Consider the following 23,066-nt stretch of genomic DNA (forward strand, 5'->3'; position numbering starts at 1 on the left):
GGAGCGCTCAGCCCTGCGCCGGCTCCCGCGACGGCCGCAGCGTGCACGCCAGCACCACCGCGATCGAGGTCATGACCCCGCCGGCCGAGAAGGCCCACGAGGCGCCGGCGGCCTGGGCGATCGGCCCGGAGGCACCGCCCTGGGCGGCCACGGCCGCACCGAGCGTGAGCAGCGCGATGAACACCGCCGTGCCGAGCGCGGCGGCGAGCTGTTGGAGGGTGTTGAGGATCGCCGAGCCGTGGCCGTACTGCGCCCGCGGCAGCGCGCCGAGCGAGAGCGCCATCAGCGGGGTCATCACCATCGCCATGCCGAGGCCCAGCGGCACGTTCAGCGCGATCACCAGGCCCTGGCTCGCCTCCCCATCCAGCAGCACCATCGCCAGCCAGGACGACGCGGCCATCAGCGCCGCCCCGGGGATCACGATCGGGCGCGGCCCCAGCCGGTCGTAGAGCGCGCCCACCAGCGGGCCCAGCAGCCCGGAGGCCGCCGCGCCCGGGAGCATCGTCAGCCCCACCGCGAAGGTGTTCATCCCCAGCGCTCCGGTCATGTACAGCGGCAGCGCGGTGACGGTGCCCAGCATCGTCGCGAAGCTCAGCATCATCACCAGCAGGGACACGGTGTAGGTGCGCACCCGCAGCGGCCGCAGGTCCAGCAGCGGTTCGTCGCCGCGGCCCACCCGCCGCACCTGCCGCAGCGCGAACGCCGCCAGGGAGACCAGGCCGATGCCGCCGGCCAGCAGCGGCAGCAGGCGCGCCTCGCCCTCGACCACGCGGCTGATCGAGGACAGCGCGTACACGGCGCCGCCGAAGCCGAGCGCGGAGAGGACCACGGAGACCACGTCCAGCGAGACCTTCTCCGGCTCGGTGTGGTTGCGCATGAACAGCAGCCCGATCACCAGCGCGATCACGATGATCGGCAGCATCAGCGCGAACAGGTGGTGCCAGGTGCCGTGCTCGAGCACGAAGCCGGAGATCGACGGGCCCAGCGCCGGCGCCGCGGAGATCACCACGCCCACCAGCCCCATCACCAGGCCGCGGGAGCGCAGCGGCACCAGGGCGAGGATCGTGGTCATCAGCAGGGGCAGCACCATCGCGGTGCCGGCCGCCTGGACCACGCGCGCGCCCAGCAGCACCGCGAAGGAGGGCGCGAGCATCGCCGCGGTGGTGCCCACCAGGAACAGCCCCATCGCCAGCTGGAACACCCTGCGCGAGGCCAGACGCTTCATGAGGAAGCCGGTGGTGGGGATGACCACCGCCATCGTGAGCATGAAGCCGGTGGCCAGCCACTGCGCGGTCACCGCGGTGATCGAGAGGTCCGCCATCAGGGTGGGCAGCGCCACCGACAGCAGGGTCTCGTTGAGGATCATCACGAAGGCGGAGACCACCAGCACCGCGATCAGCGGTGCGACCTTCACGGAGGGGGCGGTCTCGTCGGGGGCGGCGACGGCGGGGAGCTCGCCGGTGGGGGTGGGGGAGTGCGTGGTCATGGCGACGCCGGGGTGCTTTCTTGCTCGTCGTACCGGAGGGCCGGGACCCGGGCGCCGCGGTGAGCGGGCGGGTCACCCTCCGGTGGGGTCGCGAACACGATTCACGACCGGTGGAAGTCTTTCACGGCAGGCCGTTCCCGTCACGGTGATAAACGCCGCTCCCCGCGCCGCCCCGGAGACCGGCTCAGCCGCGGTGCCGCTGCCACCACAGCGCCGCCTGCACCCGCGACTCCAGTCCCAGCTTCGTCAGCGCGTGGGAGAGGTGGGACTTCACCGTGGAGACCTCCACGAACAGGGCGCTGGCGATCTGCTGATTGGTGCGACCCTGCGCCACCAGCGCCAGCACGTCCTCCTCCCGCCCGGTGAACGCCGGGTCGGGGCCGGATCCGGCGCCGTCCGCGCCCCGCAGCGCCGCCAGGACCGTGCGGGTCGCGCCGGCGGAGAGCACCGCGTCCCCCCGGTGCACGTCCCGCACGGCGGCGAGGATGCGCTGCGGCTCCTCCGACTTCACCAGGTATCCGTCGGCCCCTGCCCCGAGCGCGCCGAGCACCGCCTCGTCGAGGTCGAACCCGGAGATCACCAGCACGCTCGCCCCCAGCGCGCGCAGGCGCGGTGTGATCTCGATGCCGGTCGCGCCGGGCATGCGCACATCGGTGAGCACCACGTCGGGGCGGTGCGCCCGGGTCTCCTCGACCGCCGCGGCACCGTCGGCCGCCCGGCCCACCACGGTGATGTCCGGGGCCGAGTCGAGCAGGGCCACCAGGCCGGAGAGGACGCCGGGATGGTCGTCGGCGACCACCACGCGGATCGGGGGAGTGCTCATGTGGGGGGCTCCTCGAGGTCGGGTGCGAAGGGGTGCTCGCCGCGGGCGCACAGCGGCAGACGCGCCTCCACCTGCCACCGGGAGGTGTCGTCGGGGAGAGGGCCGGCGCTCGCGGTGCCGCCCACCGCCGCGGCCCGGTGCGCGAGGGCGCCGCGCCCCACCCCGGTGCGGGGTGCGGCGTCGTCGGACCGCTCGTTGGTGAGCGTCAGCACCGCCGCGTCCTCCTCGCGCCGCGCGGTCATCGTCATCGGCGCCCGGCCGTGGCGCACCGCATTGGTGACCGCTTCGGCGCCGATGCGCAGCAGCGCGGCCTGCGCCGACGGCTCCACCTGGGCGGGGTCGCTCAGCGCCGGTTCGACCTCGACCCGGGCCTGCGGGTCCCGCCCCCGCAGCCGCGCGCTGAGGGAGGGCCAGTCCAGCGTGGCCTGCGGCAGCGCCCCGGCCTCCTCGCTGGAGAGCACCCCGATCATCGAGCGCAGGTCCCGCAGCGCCGCCCGGGCGGAGTCCCCGGCGGTGCGCAGGGAGCTCTCCCGCTCCGCGGCGTCCTCCAGGCTCGCGGCGAGACCGGTGTGGAGCGAGACGGCGCTGAGATGGCCCGCCACCACGTCGTGCAGGTCGTGGGCGATGGTGCGCCGCTCCGCCTCCACGGCGCGGGACGTGCGCACGGCCGCGAGCTCCTGCTCGAGCCCGGCGAGGCGTTCGGCCGCGAACCGGGCCTCACGATGGTGGCGCACCTCCCAGCCCCACAGCAGCGGGGTGGCGAGCACGAGCACGATGAGCATCGCCAGCAGCAGCACCTGCGGCCCGGGCACCCCGGCCACCAGTGCGGCGAGCATGCCGAGGGACCCGGTCGTGATCGCGAGGCCCGTGGTGAGGCGGGCGAGGCGCGCGCTGCCGTGCATCACCGGGTCGAACAGCGCCTCGAACAGCAGCAGATAGGCGCCGATGTTCCCGCCCCCGAGCAGCTCGGCGAGGCTCAGCGGCCCGGCGACCGCGAGCGTGACCGCCGGGCGGCGCCGCCGCCACAGAAGGCTCGCGCAGGAGACCAGCAGGAGGGTGAGAGAGACCGGCAGCCCCCATCCGTCCCGCCCCGACAGCAGCCCCGAGCTCTGCAGCCCCAGCAGCGGCAGCGCCACGACGACCCCGGCGTACAGGGCGGCGACCAGCAGGTCGCGCCCGAGTCCGGGCTCGTGCTCGACGGGCTCGACGGCGGAGGGCATGCTCCGAGGCTACGCGGGCGGGGATCCCCGCGGAGGGCGGCCCGCGCGGTTCCTCCCAAGGGGGGAGGACCGCGCCCCGCCGCACCGGGAAGGATGATCGTCATGGATGTGCTGACCGATGCCGCCGGCCCGCTGGGCCTGGTGCTGCTGGCCCTGGTGGACTCGACCTCGATGGGCACGCTGGTGATCCCCGTGATCCTGCTGGTGGTGGGAGAGGGCGGGGCGCGCCGCGTGGCCGGCCGCACCCTGCTGTACCTGCTGGTGATCGGGGTGTTCTACCTGGTGCTCGGCGTGGCGCTGCTGGCCGGTCTGCTGCCGCTGCTGGCACGCTTCGGGCACCTGCTGGGTGCCCCGCCGGTGATGCTGGTGCTCGCCGTGCTGGGCGTGCTGGCGGTGATCTGGTCCTTCCGGCTGGAACCGGCGGCGATCGAGAAGCGGGGAGGGGACCCGCAGGCCTCCGCCCGGCGCTGGACCCTCCGCGCCCGGCGCGCCTCCGGCCGTCCCGCGCTGCTGGTCTCGCTGGCGCTGGTAGCCGGGGTGATCGAGGCGGCCTCGATGCTCCCGTACCTCGCGGCTATGGGGCTGGTGGCAGAGATGGGGCTGGGGCTGGGGGCCGGGGCGCTGGTCCTGGCCGGCTACTGCACGGTGATGATCCTGCCCGCCGCGGTGCTGTGCGGGGTGCGGGCGCTGCTGGGGGCGCGGGCGGACCGCCTCCTCGAGCGACTCCACGACCGCGCGGTGCGCAGCGCCCCGAGCGCCTTCTCCTGGATGCTGGGAATCGTGGGCGTGGTGGTGGTGGTGAACACCGCCGGGCCCGCGCTGGAGTGGCTCGGCGGGAACGCGGGCCCCTGACCGGGGCGGACGGTTCCCGAGCATCCCGTCCGCGGTGGTCACAGGGCCGGTAGACTCCCGGCAATCCGCGCACGCCGAGAGGGGAGGGGCCCGCACCATGCCGCCCACGGACGAGGGAGCCGACCGCCACGCCCCGCCGGTGCGCGGCCGGCGCGCCCGCCTGGACCACGTGCTGGACCTCATCATCGAGGAGGGCCACCTGGGGGTGGACGATCTCATCGAGCGGCTGGGCATCTCCCCGGCCACCGCGCGGCGCGACCTCGACACCCTCGCCGAGCAGCAGCTCGTGATCCGCACCCACGGCGGCGCCTCCGCCCATCCGGACGCGAGCGCCCTGCCCATGCGCTACCGGGCCGCGCGCAACGCCGGCGCCAAGGAGGCGATCGCCCGGTGCGCCGTGGAGCTCGCCGAGCCCGGCAGCGTGCTGGGCCTGAACGGCGGCACCACCACCACGGCCCTGGCGCAGGAGCTCGCCGCCCACCCCGCCTTCCGTGAGGCGCCGCGGCAGACGGTCCTGGTCACCAACGCGATCAACATCGCCCAGGAGCTGGCGGTGCGGCGGCACCTGCAGCTGGTGGTGACCGGCGGCGTGGTGAAGGAGGCCAGCTTCGAGCTGGTGGGCTCCTGGGCGGAGCAGCTGCTGGCGCAGATCCGCATCGACACCCTGTTTCTGGGCGTGGACGGCCTCACCGCCGTCGACGGCGCCCGCACCCACGACGAGGCGGAGGCGTCGATCTCGGCCCGCCTCATCGAGCGCTCCACCCGCGTGGTGGTGCTCGCGGACGCGGAGAAGATCGGCACCGGCGCCTTCGCGAGGATCGTGCCCACCACGGGGATCCACGACCTGGTCACCGAGGAGTCCTCCGATCCGGAGGTCCTCGCCGCGCTGCGCGAGGCCGGGGTGCGGGTGCACCTGGCCCCCGCCGAGCACGGGAGGGCCGGCTGAGATGGCCAGAGCATCCCGGGGCACCGTGACCCTGGCCGACGTGGCCCGCGTCGCCGGCGTGTCCCTGGCCACCGCCTCCTTCGTGCTCTCCGGCCGGGCGGGCGCCCGCTCCGCCGGCTCGGAGGAGACCAAGGCGAAGGTGCGTGCGGCGGCGGCCGAGCTCGGCTACGTCCCCAACCGGCACGCGCAGGCCATGCGCACCGGTCGCGGCGGCGGGATCGTGCTGGCGTTGGGCACCCTCGACGACCCGTGGGGCGTGCAGCTGGCCACGCAGGTGCGGGAGGACGCCCTCGCCCACGACCTCTCCACCCTGATCCTCGCCGACGAGCGCTGGTACGAGTACCTGATGGGCGCCTCCGCCGATGCCGCCCTGGTGACCAGCATCGACTTCGTGGACGACGGGCCCGAGCGGGTGCGCCGCCTGGCGGCGTCCACGCAGACGGGCCTGATCGCCTTCAGCGCCCGGATGGAGCCGGAACGGTTCGACGTGGTGCGCTCCACCCCGGTCCCCGCGATCGGCCGCGCCTACGAGCGGCTGCGCGCCCGCCATCGTCGGGTGCGGCTGCTCGCCCCCGAGCTGGGCCGGCGCCCCGGCGGCACCCTCGAGCATCCCCGCACCCGCGCGTTCCTCGACGCCGCGCAGGCCCACGGCGACGGACCGGGGGAGGACCTCCTCCACCTGGTCCCCGAGGGCAGCCGCGACACCTACCTCGCCGGCCTGGAGTGGATGAGCGGCCCGGACCGGCCCGAGGCCGTCATCTGCTTCACCGGCTACCAGGCGGTGGCGCTGCAGCTCGCCGCCGAGCGGGCCGGCCTGCGGATCCCCGAGGACCTCGAGTTCGTGGCCATCGGCGACGTCCCCGCCGCCTCCGAGTTCTTCGGCCCGATCAGCTACTACGGCGTGGACGACGTCTTCGCGCGGCTCTCGCGCATCATCGTGGGCCGTGCGGCGGACCGCGAGGATCGCCCCGGCGCCCTGCACACCTTCGACTGGGAGTTCTTCCCCGGCACCACCACCCGCGACCCCGAGGAGAGCGCGTGAGGCGCACCTGGACCCTGCCCGGCCTGCACATCGAGGACGTCACCCTGCCGGTGCCGCTGGACCACGCCGATCCGGCCGGCCCGCGGATCGAGGTGTTCGCCCGGATCCTCACCGCCGAGGGCGGGCAGGACCGCCCCCACCTGGTGTTCCTGCAGGGCGGGCCCGGCTCCGAGGCGCCGCGGCCGCTGGACGCCTCCACCCCGGGATGGCTGGGCCGGGCGCTGCGCGAGCACCGCGTGGTGATGCTCGACCAGCGCGGCACCGGCCTGTCCGGCCCCGTCGGCCCGGACACCGCGCTGCCCGAGGGCATGGGCGCCCCCACCCTGCGGGAGGCGACCCCCGCCCAGCAGGCCCACCACCTCACCCACTTCCGGGCGGACGCGATCGTGGCGGACGCCGAGATGCTGCGCGAGCACCTGGGGATCGAGCGCTGGGCGCTGCTGGGGCAGTCCTTCGGCGGCTTCACCGCCCTGCGCTACCTCAGCGCCGCCGCGGCCGGCGTCTCCACCGTGCTGTTCACCGGCGGCCTGCCTGCCGTGGGCCCCGGCCCGGACGAGGTCTACGCCACGACCTGGGAGGGCATGATCGCCCGGTCCGAGCGCTTCTGGGAGCGGTTCCCCGGTGACCGCGACCGGTTCCGCCGCCTCGCCGAGCGCGCGGACGCCGGGCGGCTGCGCCTGCCGGACGGGCAGCGGGTCTCGGTGGAGCGGCTGCGCCGACTGGGCCACCTGCTGGGCGCCTCCCAGGGCGCCGAGCGGCTCCACCACCTGCTGGCCCTGGACCCCGCCGCGCCCGCCCTCGCCCACGATCTCGCCGCCGCGCTGCCCTTCGGCGGCCGCAATCCGCTGTACGCGGTGCTGCACGAGAGCTGCTGGGCCGACGGGGTCGCCACCCGGTGGGCGGCGGACCGCACGCAGCCGGACGCGGTGCGGCAGGACCCGACCCTGCTGGCGGGGGAGCACGTGCACCGCAGCCTCTTCGCCGAGGACCCGGAGCTGGCGGTGTGGGCGGAGGCGGCGGACCTGCTGGCCGCGCACGAGTGGCCGGCGCTGTACGACCCCGCCGCGCTGCGCGCCGCCGACGTGCCCGGCGCGGCCGCGGTGTACTACGACGACGCCTACGTGCCGCGCGAGACCTCCCTCGCCACCGCCTCGCTGCTGCCCCGCCTGCGCCCCTGGATCACCAGCGAGTACGAGCACAACGGCCTGCGCGCCGGCGGCGAGACCGTGCTCGACCACCTGCTGGACCTCGCCGCAGGGCGCCGCACCGCCTGATCTCCGCCGACCCGTCCGGCGTGACCTCGCCCACACCGGCGCGGTGATGAGGCAGGTCACAGGGGCGTCGACGCCACCATTGCCATCCACTGGTCAGGATCGGCTCGACATAATAGTGAGAGGCCACTAATAATTCTCGCCAGGTCGCTCCACGCGGCCCACGACGACGCGCCGGCCACGGGCCGGGCGCGGCCCATGACGAAGGAGTCCACTCGTGTCGACACCCACGGCGGGTCCCGGCTTCGCCCCGGATCCCACCATCGACCTGCAGGGCAGCCCCAACCGGCTCGGCCCGAAGCTGCCCATCCCGCACCTGGGGATCCAGCCCGATGCGACGAAGCCCTGGTGGTACATCGCCGGGATCGTGCTGGCCCAGTTCGGCCTGTTCGTGGCGCTGCTCGCCCCCGCCACCGTCTCGATCCAGCTGAAGATCACCACCCTCACCGACGTCCCGGCCGAGCAGGCCTCGATGACGGCGATGGTGATCGCCCCCGGCGCCCTCGCCGCGGTGATCTTCAACGCCCTGGGCGGGCGCATCTCCGACCGCACCACCTCGGGCCTGGGTCGGCGTCGGCCCTGGATCGTGCTGGGCAGCGCCGGCCTCACGCTCGCCCTGGTGCTCATCGCCCTGGCCACCGGTCCGCTGCTGATGGCGGTGGGCTGGTTCATCTCCCAGGCCTTCGCGAACCTGGCCTTCGCCGCCTTCCTCGCCTCGGTGGCCGATCAGCTGCCCTCGGAGCAGTACGGCAAGACCTCCGGCCTCATCGGCATCGCCCAGAACGTGGGCATCATGGTGGCCACCTGGCTCAGCGCCTGGCTGAGCGGCGACATGCTCGCGCTGTTCCTGGTCCCGGCGCTGATCGGCCTGGCGCTGATGACGCTGTACGCGCTGATGATCCCCGAGCCGGTGCTCAAGGAGAACCGCTACCCGTTCAACCTGCGCGAGCTCGCCACCACCTTCTGGACCAACCCGCTGAAGCACCCCGACTTCGGGCTCGCCTGGTGGGGCCGTGCGCTGATCGTCCTCGCCTCGTACCTCTTCATCACCTTCCGGCTGCTGTACATGACCAACCACCTCGGCCTCGCCGCCGGGGCCGCGGCGGCCGCGGTCGCCGTGGGCGTCACCATCTACACCGTCGCCTCGATGGTGGCGAGCCTGCTGGCCGGCTGGCTCTCCGACTACCTGGGACGCCGCAAGGTGATGGTGGCCGTGGCGATCCTGCTGTTCGGCGTCGCCACCTACATGCTCCTGCACGCCGAGACCGTCACCGCGTTCTACCTGGTGGAGGCCGTGATGGGCTTCGCCTACGGCATGTACGTGGCCGTGGATCTCGCCCTGGTGCTCGACGTGCTGCCCGATCGCGAGAACGCCGGCAAGGACCTGGGCGTGTTCAACATGGCCAATGCGCTGCCGCAGTCCCTCGCCCCCGGCATCGGCGGGTTCCTGCTGGCGAACCTGGGCGGCGGCACCGACTTCACCGCCCTGCTCGTCGCCGCGCTCATCGCGGCGGTCATCGGCGCCGTGCTCACGATGTTCATCCGCGGCGTGAAGTAGCACGCCGCCGGCGTGGAACACTGGTCTCCGATCGCGCCGAAGGAGACCCATGACCACCGCCGCCTCCCGCTCCCGCTCCGCCCGTCGACGTCCCGGTCGTCCTCGCGGTCAGGACTCCGCGGTGGTGCGGGAGGCGGCGCTCGTGGCCGCGATGGAGCTCATCGCCCGGCAGGGCTTCGCGGCCACCTCGATGTCCCAGGTGGCCCACGCCGCGGGGATCTCCCCGTCGGGCCTCGCCCACCACTTCCGCTCCAAGCAGGCGCTGCTGGGCGCGGTGCTCGCCCGGCGCGATGAGCTGGACGCGGTGCCGCCGCGGCCCGACGAGGACGAGCCCTGGCGCGCCTACCGGGAGCTGGTGGACCTGGCCCGCCACAACATGGACAACCGCCAGATCGTGGCGCTGTTCATGACGATGGTGGGCGAGGCGGTCGCGCCGGAGCACCCGGCGCACGAGTGGATGCTGCGCCACTACCGCGACGTGCTGGCGCAGCTCACCGCCCAGGTGCGCACCGATCAGGAGGCGGGGCGAGTGCGCGAGGACGCCCCCGCCGAGCGGATCGCCCGCGAGACCATCGCCCTCATGGACGGCCTCCAGGTGCAGTGGCTGCTGGACCCGGAGGTGGACATGTCCCGCGCGATGGCCGAGCACCTCGCGGATCTGCGCCGCTGCTGGGACCTCGCCCCCTGAGCCCTCGGGCGCCGCGAGACGCCCGCGGCGTCCCCTGGTCGAGCCGACCGCCCGCCTCACGCCGTCGTGACCTGCGGGCATCGGTCCTCCTTCGCACGCCTGCGCGGAGCGGATCCTGCACGGACCGCGCGGCAGGCCTCGTCGACGCGCGGTGCGGTTGTGACCGCCGACACAGCGATGTAACGTTTTGCACCGCGTGTTCCCTGCCCGACGATGATGACGGAGTCCCCATGAACCACGCAGCATCCCACCCCGCCCCCGTGCACGGCCGCCGCCGCGTCCTCGCCTCCCTCGGCGCGCTGCCCGCCGGCGCCGCGCTCGCCGCCGCCGGCGCCGCCCGGGCCGAACCCGGCCGCGGCAAGGGCGGCAACCACTCCGGCGGCGAGTTCCGCCTGGGCGTGGAGAACCTGCTCGAGCCCGAGGCGCTGGAGACCCTGCGCGGTGCGCGCGTGGGCCTGATCACCAACCCCACCGGCACCGACCGCACCCTCCGCTCCACCATCGACCTGCTGGTCGCGGCGCAGGAGGACGGCGGCTTCACCATGACCGCGCTGTTCGGCCCCGAGCACGGGGTGCGCGGCGCGGAGCCGGCCGGCGGCTCCGTGGGCGACTACATCGACGAGAAGACGGGCCTGCCGGTGCGCTCCCTCTACGGGGCCACCCAGAAGCCCACCCCCGAGATGCTGGCCGACGTGGACGTGCTGGTGTTCGACATCCAGGACATCGGCACCCGCTTCTACACCTACATCTGGACCATGTACTACGCCATGGAGGCCGCCGGCGAGAACGACAAGCGCGTCGTGGTGCTGGACCGCCCCAACCCGCTGGGCGCGGACGTGGAGGGCTTCGTGCTCGAGCCGGAGCTCTCTTCCTTCGTGGGGCTGCGGGAGATCCCCCAGGCCCACGGCCTCACCGTGGGCGAGCTCGCCCGCTTCTTCGACGGGGAGTTCCTGGACGGCGCCACCGATCTCGAGGTCGTCCCCATGAGCGGCTACGACCCGGAGGATCCCGCCGCCGCGGACCTCCCGTGGGTGCTGCCCTCCCCGAACATCCCCACCGCGGACACCGCCGTGGTGTACGCCGGCACCGGCCTGATCGAGTCGCTGAACGTCTCCGAGGGCCGCGGCACCACCACGCCGTTCCTCTGGTTCGGCGCCCCCTTCATCGGCGAGCAGCAGATCGACGCGATCATCGAGGACCTGCAGGCCGCTGAGCTTCCCGGCGTGCTGTACCGGCCGATGTTCGCCACCCCCTCCACCTCCAAGCAGGCCGGCTCCTTCTGCGGCGGCCTGCAGCTGCACGTCACCGATCCGCGCGCGTACCAGCCGGTGCGCACCGGCATCCACGTGCTCGCCGCGCTGCTGCGCAACGTCGAGGAGGTGGACTGGCGCGAGGGGGACGACTGCCGCACCCCCGAGGACGTGTGCTGGATCGACAAGCTCTCCGGCACCGGCCGCACCCGCGCGATGCTCGAGGACGGCGCGGAGCCCGAGCAGATCGTCGAGGCCTGGCGCAAGGAGGCCCAGCGCTTCACCGCCGCCGCCCAGAGCTACCGCCTGTACTGACCGGGAGAGCATGATGACCGCACTGACCCGACGCACCTTCACCGCCGCCGCCTTCGGCGGCCTGGGCGCGGCCCTCGCCGTGCCCGGCGCCGCCCGCGCCGCGGGCACCGTGCACCGCAAGCAGCTCGAGGAGCTCCTGGCCGGGATGAGCCTGGAGCAGAAGATCGGCCAGCTGTTCGTGGCCGTGGGCTACGGCGCCACCGCCGATGCCCCGCATCCCTCGAACACCTCCACCACCGGGGTGGACACCATCGCCGAGATCGTCCGCACCCACCACGTGGGCGGGCTGATCTACTTCGTGTGGAGCGACAACCTCCAGGACATCCCCCAGATCGCCCAGCTCTCGAACGACGTGCAGGACGCGGCGCTCGATTCCGGCGGGATCCCGCTGGTGCTCAGCGCCGACGAGGAGCGCGGCATCGTGTTCCGCCTCCCCGCCCCGGCGACGGCGCTGCCGGGCCAGATGGCGCTGGGCGCCACCGGCTCCCCGGCCCACGCCCGCAAGGCGGGGGACCTCGTGGGCGCGGAGATGCGGGCCGCCGGCCTGCACCAGTCCTTCTCCCCGGTGGTGGACGTCAACATCGAGGCGCGCAACCCGGTGATCGGCGTGCGCTCCCTGGGCGCGGACCCGCAGACGGTCGCGGATCTCGCCGCCGCCCAGATCAAGGGCCAGCAGGGGGCGGGCTGCTCCGCCGCGGCCAAGCACTTCCCCGGCCACGGGGACACCGCCACCGACTCCCACGTGGGCCTGCCGGTCATCGACCACACCCGCGAGGAGCTGGACGCCCTCGACCTGCCGCCCTTCGTGGCCGCGATCGCGCAGGGCGTGGACACGATCATGACCGCGCACATCATGGTGCCGGCGCTGGACGACTCCGGCCGCCCCGCCACCCTCTCCCACCCGATCCTCACCGGACTGCTGCGCGAGGAGCTGGGCTTCGAGGGCGTGATCGTCACCGACTCCCTCGCGATGGAGGGCGTGCGCACCCTGTTCGGCGACGATCGGGTGCCGGTGGAGGCGATCCTCGCCGGCGCCGACCAGATGCTCATGCCGCCGGACCTCGCCGTCGCGCTCGGCGGGGTGCGCGACGCGGTGGCGAGCGGCGAGATCACCGAGGAGCGGCTGGATCAGTCGGTGCGGCGCATCCTCGCCCAGAAGATGCGCCGCGGCCTGTTCGACGAGGTGCACGTGGATCCGGCCGCGGCGGCCGACGCGATCGGCCTGGACAAGCACGCCGCCACCGCCCAGCGCATCGCCGAGGACTCGATCACCCTGATCGCGGATGACGCCGGCACGGTCCCGCTCGCGCCGGGCACCTCGGTGCTGGTCACCGGCGGCACCACCGGTGCGCGCCTGGCGCTGGTCGCGGAGGCGCTCACCGCGGCGGGGCTGCCCGCCACCAGCCTCGCGGACGCCTCTCCCCAGGAGGCCGCCGCGGCCGCCGAGGAGGCGGAGGCGGTGCTGGTGCTCACCTACTCCTCGGGCTTCACCACGCCCGCCGCGCAGCAGGAGCTGGTCGCGGCGCTGGTCGCCAGCGGCACCCCGGTGCTCCATGCCGCGCTGCGCAACCCCTACGACGTGGTGCACCTCGGGGAGGTCGCGGCGTCGCTGGCCACCTACAGCTACACCGAGCCGTCGCTGCGGGCCCTGGCCCGGGTGGTCGCCGGGGAGATCCGGGCCAAGGGGTCGCTGCCGGTGCCGATCCCCACGGCCGACGGCTCAGGGGAGGCGTACCCGATCGGGCACGGCCTGGGCTGAGCCGGCCCGGGCCTCCGCCGCCTCCCGGGCGAGGCGGCGGCGCCGCACCTGCACCCAGCCGGCCGTGAACACGATCCCGGCCAGCACCATCACCGTGGTCATCAGCGCGATGACCACGGTGAAGGTGGTGTGCAGCGGCGCCAGGGACAGCAGTGCGCTGGAGGTGATGATGCCCAGCGCGTTCGCGGTGCGCAGCAGCGCGAACACCTCGGCCCGGTGGGCGGGCTCCACCAGGGTGTCCAGCACCAGCGAGTAGTAGGTGGCCAGCGGCGCGAGCACCGCGCCCACCAGCAGGGCGCCCACCACGGTCGCGGCCACGGACTGGCCGAAGCCCACCGCGGCGACGCCCAGCGCGGTCACGGCGAGCCAGGCCAGCACGGTGCGCCGGCGCGGCATGCGGTTGTGCACGCTCACCCAGATGCCGCCGAGGATCGAGGTGACGCACAGCGCGACCGGGAAGATCACGCCCCAGGTGGCCGGCATCCCGAAGGAGACCGCCATCGAGACCGCCCCGATCTCGATCGCGGAGATCGCGGCGGCGCTCGCGCCGCCGCACAGCAGCCACAGCCCGATCGCGGGGCTGAGCCGCAGGTGGCCGCGGCGCTGCGCCGGGCCGGGCGCGGTGGCGGTGGGGATGCGCGGCAGCAGCAGCATCGGCCCCAGCCCCAGCAGCACCATCGCCCAGGCGGCCGCCTGCGGGGAGACGCTGCCCAGGGCCGCGGCGAGCACCGGGGAGGCCACGAACGCCACCTCGTTGAGCGTGGCCGCCACCCCGAGGGAGCGGGGCAGGCGGGAGGCGGGCACGAGGTGGTTCAGCACCGCGCGCAGCGTGCCGTAGGCGGCGCCGTTGACCAGCCCCGCCAGGGCCGCGCCGGCGACCACCAGCGCGAAGGGGGCCTGCAGCCCGGCGAGCACGGCGATGCCGATCAATGCGAGGGTGCGCAGGCCGATCAGCGCGCGCACGAAGGGGACGGGGGAGAAGCGCCGGCCCAGGCGGGTGATCGGCACCGCGCCCACCACCTGGGCGGCGGTCATCGCGAGCATCATGGCGGCGCCGCTGGCGGCGTCCCCGGTGAGCGGCAGCGCGATCAGCGAGAAGGCGATCGGCGCGGAGGCCTGCGGGATGGTGAAGGTGCCGTACGAGGCGTACCAGCGCAGCAGCGACGCCGGGGTGCGAGGGGCGGGGGCGTTCACGGGGACCTCCTTCGATGCATCGGGGACCAGGGGCGGAACCACCTCTGCGCAACATAGTGCGCACAGGCCGAGATGCGCAATATAGTGCGCGCCCGGCTCGCTATGCTTCTTCTCACGCAGTCGATCGGGAGGAGCGCCATGAGCGGTGGGATGCGCCCCGCGGTGGTGGAGCAGCTCGGCGAGCGGATCCGCGCCGCCCGCCAGGAGCTGGATCTCAGCGTCGGCGCGCTCGCGGATCTCAGCGAGGTGAGCCGCAGGATGCTCACCCAGATCGAGCTCGGCCAGGCGAACCCCTCCGTCGCCCTCCTGGACCGCATCGCCGCGGGCCTGGGCACCACCTTCGCCGCCCTCATGGGCGTGGGCGCGGGGGACGCCCCCGAAGGGGTGGAGATCTGGTCCACCCCCGGCGGCAGCTGGGCCGTGCTGCTGGACGCGATGGACACCGAGACCGTCGCCGTGGAGACCTGGAAGTGGAAGCTGGTGGGCGAGGACGTCTACGAGGGCGGCGCCAGCCTGCCGGTGCTCGGGATCATGCACCACGTGATCGACGGGGCCCTCGAAGTGGAGACCGCGGAGTCCGTCCAGGTGGTGGAGGCCGGCGGGTCCGGGCGCGCCGGCCCGGGCGGCGCCTACCGCTACCGCGCCCACGACGGCCAGGCGGCCGTGTTCGTCTCCGTCGCGATGCTCACCCGTACGGCGGGCCCCGCCGCCCCCTGAGACGCCCGGTCACGGAACGGTCACGGGCCCCTCCGGGCGGGGGCTCCGCACCACCGCGCTCCTACGGTGTCGACGTCCCGTGCAGGCCCCTCCTCGGCCTGCGCCCCGTCGAGATCGGAGATCCCCGTGAGCGTCGACGCCCAGCCCGCCCCCGCCGATCCGGGCACTGCCGCCGCCCAGGCCGCGACCCGCGAATCGCTGGAGGACTACACCCTCCGCTTCGCCCCCCGCTCGTACCGCACCTGGACCCCGGCTGTGGTGGCCACCAGCGCCCTGGGCGGCATCGCCTACCTCGCGGACTTCTCGATCGGCGCGAACATCGCCCTCACCCACGGCACGATGAACGGCCTGATCGGCATCGCCCTCGCCGCGACGGTCATCTTCCTCACCGGGCTGCCGCTGGCCTACTACGCGGCCCGCTACAACCTCGACCTCGACCTCATCACCCGCGGCAGCGGCTTCGGCTACTACGGCTCGGTGATCACGAACGTCATCTTCGCGTCCTTCACCTTCATCTTCTTCGCCCTCGAGGGCTCGATCATGGCGCAGGGCCTGTACCTGGGGCTGGGGATCCCGCGCTGGATCGGGTATCTCGTCTCCACCCTGCTGATCTTCCCGCTGGTGATCTACGGGATGAAGACGCTCGCGAAGCTGCAGGTGGCCACCACCCCGGTGTGGCTGGTGCTGATGGTCATCCCCGTCGCCTACCTGGTGATCTCGCATCCCGAGTCGGTGCAGACCTTCCTCACCTGGACCGGGGAGAGCGAGCAGGGCGTCAGCCTCGCCTCCGCGATGCTCGCCGCCGGCGTGTGCCTGTCGCTGATCGCCCAGATCGCCGAGCAGATCGACTACCTGCGCTTCATGCCGCCCCGCACTGCCGCGAACCGGCGCTCCTGGTGGGCGGCCACGATCCTCGGCGGCCCCGGCTGGGTGCTGTTCGGCGCCACCAAGCAGGTGCTGGGCATGTTCCTGGCGGTGTACCTGGTGGCCACCGTCCCCGGTGCCCGCGAGTTCGCGAACGAGCCGGTGCAGCAGTTCCTGGTCACCTACGAGCAGCTGATGCCGGGCTGGCTCGCCCTCGTGCTGGCGGTGGTGCTGGTGGTGATCTCGCAGGTCAAGATCAACGTCACCAACGCCTACTCCGGTTCGCTGGCCTGGACCAACGCGTACACTCGCCTCACCCGCCGCTACCCCGGCCGGCTCGTGTTCCTCGCCGTGAACCTGGGCATCGCCCTGGTGCTGATGGAGGCGAACATGTTCGCGTTCCTCAACGGCATCCTGTCCTTCTACGCGAACCTCGCGATGTCCTGGATCTGCGTGGTCGCCACCGACATCGTGGTGAACAAGCACGTGCTGAAGCTGTCGCCGAAGCGCCCCGAGTTCCGCCGCGGCATGCTGCACGACTGGAACCCGGTGGGCCTGGTGGCGATGGGGCTCTCCGGAGGTCTCTCGATCGCGATCTACTTCGGGGCCTTCGGAGCGGCCGTCCAGCCGTACTCGCCCCTGTTCGCGGTGGGCATCGCCGTGGTGGCCACCCCGCTGATGGCCGTGGCCACCCAGGGCCGCTACTACCTGCGCCGCACGGACGACGGCATCGACCTGCCGCTGGACGACGAGGACGGCAACCCCTCCGGCGAGCTGCTGCCCTGCGCGGTCACCGGGCTGGAGTTCGAGCGGCCCGACATGATCGCCTCCGCGATCCCGGGCCCTGACGGCCGCACCCAGTACCTCTCCTCCCTGGCCCTGACCACCGACCGCACGGGCGCCCACGTGCTGCCGAAGGAGTGAGGGCGGGTGCGGCTCACCCCCGGTGACTCCGAGAAGCTGCTGCTCGCCGTGGCGGGGATGGTGGCCCGCGACCGCCTCGAGCGCGGCGTGCTGCTGAACCATCCCGAGTCCGTCGCGCTGCTGTCCACCTGGGTGATCGAGCGGGCCCGCGAGGGCGTGCCGGTCGAGCAGCTGATGGTGGACGGCCGCGAGGTGCTGCGCCGCGACCAGGTGATGGACGGCATCGCCGAGATGCTCGCGGACGTGCAGGTCGAAGCCACCTTCCCCGACGGTCGCAAGCTCGTCACCCTCCACCATCCGATCGCCTGAAGGAGCACGATGAGCACCCCTGACCCCGCCCTCGTCGGCCCCACCGGTCCCGGCGCGATCCGGGTGCGCCCCGGCACCCGAGAGCTGAACCACCGCGCCGACCCCGCCGACCGGATCGAGCTGGTGCTGGAGAACACCGGCGACCGGCCCGTCCAGATCGGCTCCCACCTGCACCTGCCGGACGCGAACGAGGCGCTCGCGATGGACCGGGAGGCCGCCCGCGGCTTCCGCCTCGATGTCCCCGCCGGCACCTCGCTGCGCTTCGAGCCCGGCGCCTCCCGCACGGTCGCGGCGGTGCGGCTCGGGGGCGCGGGCCGGGTGCCCGGGCTGCAGATCCGCTCGGTCGAAGGGCAGGCGCGCTGATGGCCCGGATCGACGCGGAGCGTTACGCCGCCCTCTACGGCCCCACCGCCGGGGACCAGGTGCGACTCGGCGACACCGACCTCTGGATCGAGGTGGAGCGGGACCTCACCGTCGGCGGGGAGGAGGCGGTGTTCGGGGGCGGCAAGTCGATCCGCGAGTCGATGGCGCAGGGCACCACCACCCGCGCCGAGGGCGCGCTGGACACCGTGATCACCAACGCCGTGGTGCTGGACCACTGGGGCGTGGTGCGGGCGGACGTGGGCCTGCGCGACGGGCGCATCGTGGCCCTCGGGAAGTCCGGGAACCCCGATGTGCAGGACGGCATCGACCCGGCCCTGCGCATCGGCCCCTCCACCGACGTCATCGCGGGGGAGGGGCGGATCCTCACCGCCGGCGCCTTCGACACCCACGTGCACCTGCTCTCCCCCTCGCAGATCCATGAGGCCCTCGCCACCGGCACCACCACGATCGGCGGCGGCGGGACCGGCCCGTCGGAGGGCTCGCGCGCCACCACCGTCACCCCGGGGGCCTGGCACCTGGGACGCATGCACCAGGCGCTGGACCACCTGCCGGTGAACGTGCTGCTGCTGGGCAAGGGCAACACCGTCTCCGCCGCGGCGCTCGCGGAGCAGGCGCTGGCCGGCGCCGCGGGGTACAAGGTCCACGAGGACTGGGGCGCGACGCCCGCCGCGATCGACGCCTCCCTGCGTGCGGCCGAGGAGCACGGCCTGCAGGTGGCGCTGCACTCCGACTCACTCAACGAGGCCGGCTTCGTGCAGTCCACGATCCGTGCGATCGACGGCCGCACCCTCCACGCCTTCCACATCGAGGGTGCCGGCGGCGGTCACGCCCCGGACATCCTCGAGATCGCCTCGCTCCCGCACGTGCTGCCCGGTTCCACGAACCCCACGCTCCCGCACACCGTGAACACCGTGGCCGAGCATCTCGACATGCTCATGGTGTGCCACCACCTCAAGCCCTCGGTCCCCGAGGACCTCGCCTTCGCCGAGTCCCGCATCCGGGCCACGACGATCGCGGCGGAGGACCTCCTGCACGACCTGGGCGCGCTGTCCATCACCTCCTCGGATGCGCAGGCGATGGGGCGGATCGGCGAGGTGATCACCCGCACCTGGCAGGTCGCGCACGTGATGAAGCATCGCGTGGGGCCGCTGGGAGGCGGCCTCCCGGCGGACAACGAGCGAGCCCGCCGCTACGTCGCGAAGTACACGATCAACCCGGCGATCGCGCACGGCGTGGACGCGCACATCGGCTCCGTGGAGCCGGGCAAGCTCGCGGATCTGGTGCTGTGGGATCCGCGGTTCTTCGGCGCGCGGCCCGAGCTGGTGCTCAAGGGCGGGATGATCGCCTGGGCCGCGCTGGGGGACCCGAACGCCTCGATCCCCACCCCGCAGCCGGTGCTGCAGCGACCCGCCTTCGGCGACGCGCTCGGCGCGCCGCTGTCGGTCTCCTTCGTGGCGCCTGCCGCGGTGGAGGACGGCCTGCGCGAGCGCCTGGGTCTCGCCCGCGAGCTGCTGCCCGTGGCGGACACCCGCGGCGTGACCAAGGCGGATCTCGTCAACAACACCGCCCTGCCACGGATCGACATCCGCCCGGACACCTTCGAGATCAGCATCGACGGCGAGCCCGTGGTGCCGGCCCCCGCCGCGACGCTCCCGCTGGCCCAGCGGTACCAGCTGTTCTGAGCCGGATGCTCACCACCGCCCCCGCGACCCCGCTCGCCTCCACCACGCTGGCCATGCTGCTGGCGGACTCGCGCCTGCCCGCCGGCGCGCACGTCGCCTCCGGGGCGCTCGAGGCCGCCCTGCGCGACGGCCTCGATCCTGCCGCCACCGGCGACTACCTGGCCGGCCGCATGGCCACCGTGGTGCCGGTCGAGGCCGGCACCGCCGTGCTCGCCCGGCACCTGGCGCTGCACGGCGGGGACCTCGAGGCGCTGCGCGAGGAGTGGGCGGCACGCACCCCCAGCCGTGCCCTGCGCGAGGTCGCCGTCGCGCTCGGCGACGGTCTGCGCCGCCTCGCGCAGACGCTCTGGCCCGCCGCGCTCCCGCCGCCCCCGCCCGGGACGGGGCCCTGGCCGCGCCCGATCGTGCTGGGCCTGATCGCCGCCTCGGCCGGGCTCGAGGCGGCCGACCTGGTGCGGCTGATCGCCTACGACGACGCGCAGACGGTCGCCGCCGCACTGCTCAAGCTCGAGCCCGGCGACCCCCGCGAGGCGGCGGCGCTGGTGCTCGAGGCCTGCGCCCTGCTGGAACCGCGCGTGGCCGAGCTGGCCGCGCTCACCGACCCGGCGCACATCCCGTGCGCCGGGGCACCCCTGATCGACGGCTGGGCGGAGGCCCAGTCGCAGCTGCCGAGGAGGCTCTTCCGTGCCTGAGAACACCGCCGCCCACCGCTCCCTGCGCCTCGGGGTCGCCGGACCCGTCGGCACCGGCAAGAGCTCGCTGATCGCGACGATCTGCCGGGCGCTCGCCGAGGAGATCCGCCTGGGGGTGATCACCAACGACATCTACACCGACGAGGACGCGCGCTTCCTGCGCTCCGCCGGAGTGCTGGACCCTGCACGGATCCGCGCCGTGGAGACCGGTGCCTGCCCGCACACGGCGATCCGCGATGACGTCACCGCGAACCTCGCCGCCGTCGAGCAGCTCGAGGCGGACTTCGACCCGCTGGACGTGGTGCTGGTGGAGTCCGGCGGCGACAACCTCACCGCGACCTTCTCCCCGGCCCTGGTGGACGCGCAGCTGTTCGTGCTCGACGTGGCCGGCGGCGGGGACGTGGCCCGCAAGGGCGGCCCCGGCATCGGCCGCGCGGACCTGCTGGTCGTCAACAAGGTGGACATCGCCCCGCACGTGGGTGTGGACGTCGAGCAGATGGTCGCCGACGCCACCGCGGCCCGGGAGGGCCGGGACGTGCTGGCCGTGTCCCGGCACCGGGAGGACACCGTCTCCGAGCTGCGCGCCTGGGTGCTGGCCGTCCTCGCCGCCCACACCGACGGCCGCCACGTCCCCCAGGATCCGGGCCCGATGGCCCCGCACGTCCACGCCGACGGCGAGGAGCACGGGCACCCCCACGCCCACCCGCACGAGCACGCCCCCTCCCGATGACCAGGATCGCTCTCGCGCCCGTCCCGGGCGGTCCGGTGCGCGTGACCACCACGCCGGGCCTGCTCCAGGCCCGCACCGTCTCCCGCGGCGCGGACCGGGCCCACGTGGCGCTGGTCGCGGGCGGCGCGATGCTGGTGGGCGGCGACCGGATCGCGGTCGAGGTGGAGGTGGCCGAGGGCTGCGCCCTCGAGCTCGAGGACGTGGGCGGCACCCTCGCCTACCCGGGCGAGGGGCGGCGCAGCGCCTTCGACGTGAGGATCCGGCTGGAGCGCGGTGCGCGGCTGATCTGGCGCGCCCATCCGTTCGTCGTCGCGGACGGTGCGGCGGTGGACCGACGTCTCGAGCTCTCTGTCGCCGAGGGGGCATCGGCGTGCCTGCGCGAGACCCTCGTGCTGGGCCGCACCGGGGAGCGCGGCGGGACGCTGCGCGCCGGACTGCACGCCCGGACCCCGGCCGCTGCACCGCTGCTGTGCGAGGAGCTCGACCTCGACGGCGCCCGCCCGGTCACCGGGGTGATGGGCGCGCACCGGGTGCTGGACAGCGTGCTGCTGCTCGGCGCCCGACCCGCCCCCGAGGCCGCCGTGCCGTCGGGCGTGAGCGTGCTCCACCTCCACCGCCGCGGCGCCCTCGCCCGCATCCTCGCCCACGACGCCCACGCCACCGGGCTCGATCCCCTGATGGAGGAGTGGGCGGCGGGCCTCCGCGTGCCCGATAGCAAAGGTATACGCTTACCCGCATGACTGCACCCACCCGCCAGATCGGCTCCCTCACCGTCTCCGCCCTGGGCCTCGGCGCCATGCCGCTGTCCATGGGGCGCGGAGAGCCCGCCCCGCACGATCGCGCGATGGCCACGTTCCACGCCGCCCTCGACGCCGGCATCACCCTGCTCGACACCGCCGACATCTACGCCCCCTCCTGGGACACGATGGGCCACAACGAGACGCTCGTCGCGGAGGGCCTGCGCACCTGGGGCGGCGACCGCTCCCAGGTGGTGGTGGCCACCAAGGGCGGCATCACCCGCGCCGAGGGCGAGCAGTGGGGCCGCGACGGCTCGGCCGGGTACCTCCGCGCGGCGCTGGAGAGGTCGCTGGCGGCCCTGAGGGTGGACGCGATCGACCTCTACTACTGGCACCGCCCGGACCGCAGCCTCCGCTACGCCGACGGCGTCGAGGCGCTCGCCGCCCTGCAGCAGGAGGGCCTGATCCGCGAGATCGGCATCTCCAACGCGAACGTGGAGGAGATCGACGTGGCCCGGGACGTGCTGGGCGAGGGCGGCCTCGCCGCGGTGCAGAACGAGTTCTCGCCCACCTTCTTCCACACCAGTCGCCGCGAGCTCGCCCACTGCGGCGAGCACGGCATCGCGTTCGTGCCGTGGTCGCCGCTGGGCGGCACCGGCGGCGGCGCGGCCGCGGTGGGGGAGCGGTTCGAGAGCATCGCCCGGATCGCGCAGGCCCACGGCGTCAGCCCCCAGCAGGTGGTGCTGGCCTGGCAGCTGTCCCTCGGCGAGCACGTGATCCCGATCCCCGGCGCGAGCCGTCCCGAGTCGATCACCGACTCCGCCGCTGCGATGGCGCTCGAGCTCACGGAGGCCGAGCGCGAGGAGCTCGCCACGCTCATCGCCTGAGAGCGGCAGGGTGACCTGACGGATATCCCCTCGCGTGCGGTCAGCGAGGAGCGTACGGTGGCCCCCGTCCACGGACGGGAAGGAGTCGGCATGCCCACCACGCATGCGGGAAGCGGGGCGGCCCACGCGGCCTGCTCGGCGTGATCCGGCGCGCCCTCGAGCGCGTCCCCGACGATCACCCCGACTCCAGCACGCCCCCGCGCGGGAGCGTGCCCTCCGAGAGGACCCCTCATGGACCCCCTGACCGAGGCGCAGATCCGCGCCTGCTTCGTCAACGCCACCAAGGGAGACGCCCAGCGCGCCGCCCTGCCCGATCTCGACGCCGTGCCCTGGGAGGACATCGACCTCCTGGGCTGGCAGGACGCCCGCAAGCCGCAGCTGCACTACGTGGTGCTGCCCGTGGACGGCGAGACGGTGGGCCTGCTGCTGCGCGGCACCGGCCGCCCGCCGGAGCGCAAGAACCTCTGCGCCTGGTGCGAGGACGTGGTGGACGGCGTCCGCGCCGCCTCCTTCGTGGCACCGCTGGCCGGTCCCTCCGGCCGGCGCGGCAACACCAAGGGCACGGCGGTGTGCGCGGACTTCCGCTGCTCGCGCAACGTGCGCCGCGCCCCGGCCGCGTTCGAGCTGCGCACCGAGGACCCGGCCCTGCTCGCGTACCACCGCGAGCAGCGGATCGCCGGTCTGCGCGAGCGCAGCAGCGGCTTCGCCCGCGCGATCATGGCCGGCTGAGCATGCG

General features: G+C 74.1%; 22 protein-coding genes. 18 read left to right on the forward strand and 4 right to left on the reverse strand.

Features of this window, described 5'->3' with window-relative positions:
* Nucleotides 1-7: 7 nt before the first annotated feature.
* The 3 genes from DWV08_RS00280 to DWV08_RS00290 form a co-directional block, all read right to left on the reverse strand.
* The gene (locus DWV08_RS00280) at nucleotides 8-1,486 is read right to left on the reverse strand and encodes a DHA2 family efflux MFS transporter permease subunit (protein ID WP_115411967.1); all 1,479 of its coding nucleotides are present in this window, start codon (nucleotides 1,484-1,486) and stop codon (nucleotides 8-10) included.
* Between the two features lie 184 nt (nucleotides 1,487-1,670).
* Nucleotides 1,671-2,309: a response regulator gene (locus DWV08_RS00285; RefSeq protein ID WP_115411968.1), complete on the reverse strand. Its 639-nt coding sequence runs from the start codon at nucleotides 2,307-2,309 to the stop codon at nucleotides 1,671-1,673.
* Entirely contained in the window at nucleotides 2,306-3,529 is a 1,224-nt protein-coding gene (locus DWV08_RS00290) for a sensor histidine kinase (RefSeq protein WP_115411969.1), read from the reverse strand. The genes DWV08_RS00285 and DWV08_RS00290 overlap by 4 nt, the downstream gene beginning before the upstream one ends.
* A 102-nt stretch (nucleotides 3,530-3,631) precedes the next feature.
* Here DWV08_RS00290 and DWV08_RS00295 point away from each other — a divergent pair, with 102 nt between their 5' ends.
* From DWV08_RS00295 to DWV08_RS00330, 8 genes are all read left to right on the forward strand, one after another.
* On the forward strand, nucleotides 3,632-4,381 hold the full coding sequence (locus tag DWV08_RS00295) for a GAP family protein (RefSeq protein ID WP_115411970.1): 750 nt from the start codon (nucleotides 3,632-3,634) through the stop codon (nucleotides 4,379-4,381).
* Between the two features lie 97 nt (nucleotides 4,382-4,478).
* The gene (locus DWV08_RS00300; RefSeq protein ID WP_115411971.1) at nucleotides 4,479-5,327 is read left to right on the forward strand and encodes a DeoR/GlpR family DNA-binding transcription regulator; all 849 of its coding nucleotides are present in this window, start codon (nucleotides 4,479-4,481) and stop codon (nucleotides 5,325-5,327) included.
* 1 nt (nucleotide 5,328) lies between these two features.
* Complete coding sequence (locus DWV08_RS00305) at nucleotides 5,329-6,369, forward strand: LacI family DNA-binding transcriptional regulator (RefSeq protein WP_115411972.1); 1,041 nt, start codon at nucleotides 5,329-5,331, stop codon at nucleotides 6,367-6,369.
* Nucleotides 6,366-7,643, forward strand: a complete 1,278-nt coding sequence (locus DWV08_RS00310; RefSeq protein WP_115411973.1) for an alpha/beta fold hydrolase — start codon at nucleotides 6,366-6,368, stop codon at nucleotides 7,641-7,643. Before DWV08_RS00305 ends, DWV08_RS00310 begins: the two co-directional genes overlap by 4 nt.
* Nucleotides 7,644-7,857: 214 nt before the next feature.
* Nucleotides 7,858-9,198 carry an MFS transporter gene (locus DWV08_RS00315; RefSeq protein WP_115411974.1) on the forward strand — a complete coding sequence of 447 codons (1,341 nt, stop codon included), beginning with the start codon at nucleotides 7,858-7,860 and terminating at the stop codon, nucleotides 9,196-9,198.
* Nucleotides 9,199-9,247: 49 nt separating this feature from the next.
* Nucleotides 9,248-9,886, forward strand: a complete 639-nt coding sequence (locus tag DWV08_RS00320; RefSeq protein WP_115411975.1) for a TetR/AcrR family transcriptional regulator — start codon at nucleotides 9,248-9,250, stop codon at nucleotides 9,884-9,886.
* Nucleotides 9,887-10,116: 230 nt separating this feature from the next.
* Nucleotides 10,117-11,451, forward strand: coding sequence for an exo-beta-N-acetylmuramidase NamZ family protein (locus tag DWV08_RS00325; RefSeq protein WP_115411976.1), 1,335 nt, complete (start codon nucleotides 10,117-10,119; stop codon nucleotides 11,449-11,451).
* A 13-nt stretch (nucleotides 11,452-11,464) separates the two neighbouring features.
* Nucleotides 11,465-13,210, forward strand: a complete 1,746-nt coding sequence (locus tag DWV08_RS00330; protein WP_115411977.1) for a glycoside hydrolase family 3 protein — start codon at nucleotides 11,465-11,467, stop codon at nucleotides 13,208-13,210.
* On the opposite strand, the gene DWV08_RS00335 is transcribed toward DWV08_RS00330, so the two are convergent.
* Nucleotides 13,172-14,404 carry an MFS transporter gene (locus DWV08_RS00335; protein ID WP_241237417.1) on the reverse strand — a complete coding sequence of 411 codons (1,233 nt, stop codon included), beginning with the start codon at nucleotides 14,402-14,404 and terminating at the stop codon, nucleotides 13,172-13,174. The genes DWV08_RS00330 and DWV08_RS00335 overlap by 39 nt on opposite strands.
* Before the next feature lie 138 nt (nucleotides 14,405-14,542).
* On the opposite strand from DWV08_RS00335, the gene DWV08_RS00340 reads away from it, so the two are divergent.
* The 10 genes from DWV08_RS00340 to DWV08_RS00385 all read left to right on the forward strand — a co-directional run bounded on the left by DWV08_RS00340 (nucleotide 14,543) and on the right by DWV08_RS00385 (nucleotide 23,059).
* Nucleotides 14,543-15,121 (forward strand): helix-turn-helix domain-containing protein, encoded by a 579-nt coding sequence (locus DWV08_RS00340; protein WP_115411978.1) that lies wholly within the window; start codon nucleotides 14,543-14,545, stop codon nucleotides 15,119-15,121.
* A 126-nt stretch (nucleotides 15,122-15,247) separates the two neighbouring features.
* Nucleotides 15,248-16,909, forward strand: coding sequence for a purine-cytosine permease family protein (locus DWV08_RS00345; protein ID WP_115411979.1), 1,662 nt, complete (start codon nucleotides 15,248-15,250; stop codon nucleotides 16,907-16,909).
* Between the two features lie 6 nt (nucleotides 16,910-16,915).
* On the forward strand, nucleotides 16,916-17,218 hold the full coding sequence (locus DWV08_RS00350; protein ID WP_115411980.1) for an urease subunit gamma: 303 nt from the start codon (nucleotides 16,916-16,918) through the stop codon (nucleotides 17,216-17,218).
* A gap of 9 nt (nucleotides 17,219-17,227) precedes the next feature.
* Complete coding sequence (locus DWV08_RS00355) at nucleotides 17,228-17,581, forward strand: urease subunit beta (RefSeq protein ID WP_115411981.1); 354 nt, start codon at nucleotides 17,228-17,230, stop codon at nucleotides 17,579-17,581.
* On the forward strand, nucleotides 17,581-19,284 hold the full coding sequence (locus DWV08_RS00360) for an urease subunit alpha (protein WP_115411982.1): 1,704 nt from the start codon (nucleotides 17,581-17,583) through the stop codon (nucleotides 19,282-19,284). Before DWV08_RS00355 ends, DWV08_RS00360 begins: the two co-directional genes overlap by 1 nt.
* A gap of 5 nt (nucleotides 19,285-19,289) precedes the next feature.
* On the forward strand, nucleotides 19,290-19,976 hold the full coding sequence (locus tag DWV08_RS00365) for an urease accessory protein UreF (protein ID WP_115411983.1): 687 nt from the start codon (nucleotides 19,290-19,292) through the stop codon (nucleotides 19,974-19,976).
* Nucleotides 19,969-20,706 carry an urease accessory protein UreG gene (ureG, locus tag DWV08_RS00370; RefSeq protein WP_115411984.1) on the forward strand — a complete coding sequence of 246 codons (738 nt, stop codon included), beginning with the start codon at nucleotides 19,969-19,971 and terminating at the stop codon, nucleotides 20,704-20,706. The genes DWV08_RS00365 and ureG overlap by 8 nt, the downstream gene beginning before the upstream one ends.
* Nucleotides 20,703-21,446 (forward strand): urease accessory protein UreD, encoded by a 744-nt coding sequence (locus DWV08_RS00375; RefSeq protein WP_115411985.1) that lies wholly within the window; start codon nucleotides 20,703-20,705, stop codon nucleotides 21,444-21,446. The genes ureG and DWV08_RS00375 overlap by 4 nt, the downstream gene beginning before the upstream one ends.
* A complete protein-coding gene (locus tag DWV08_RS00380; RefSeq protein WP_115411986.1) occupies nucleotides 21,443-22,330 on the forward strand; it encodes an aldo/keto reductase in 888 nt (295 codons plus the stop codon). The genes DWV08_RS00375 and DWV08_RS00380 overlap by 4 nt, the downstream gene beginning before the upstream one ends.
* Nucleotides 22,331-22,561: 231 nt before the next feature.
* Nucleotides 22,562-23,059 carry an FBP domain-containing protein gene (locus DWV08_RS00385; RefSeq protein WP_115411987.1) on the forward strand — a complete coding sequence of 166 codons (498 nt, stop codon included), beginning with the start codon at nucleotides 22,562-22,564 and terminating at the stop codon, nucleotides 23,057-23,059.
* Nucleotides 23,060-23,066: the final 7 nt, after the last annotated feature.

Source organism: Brachybacterium saurashtrense (assembly GCF_003355475.1).
Classification (GTDB): Bacteria; Actinomycetota; Actinomycetes; order Actinomycetales; family Dermabacteraceae; genus Brachybacterium; species Brachybacterium saurashtrense.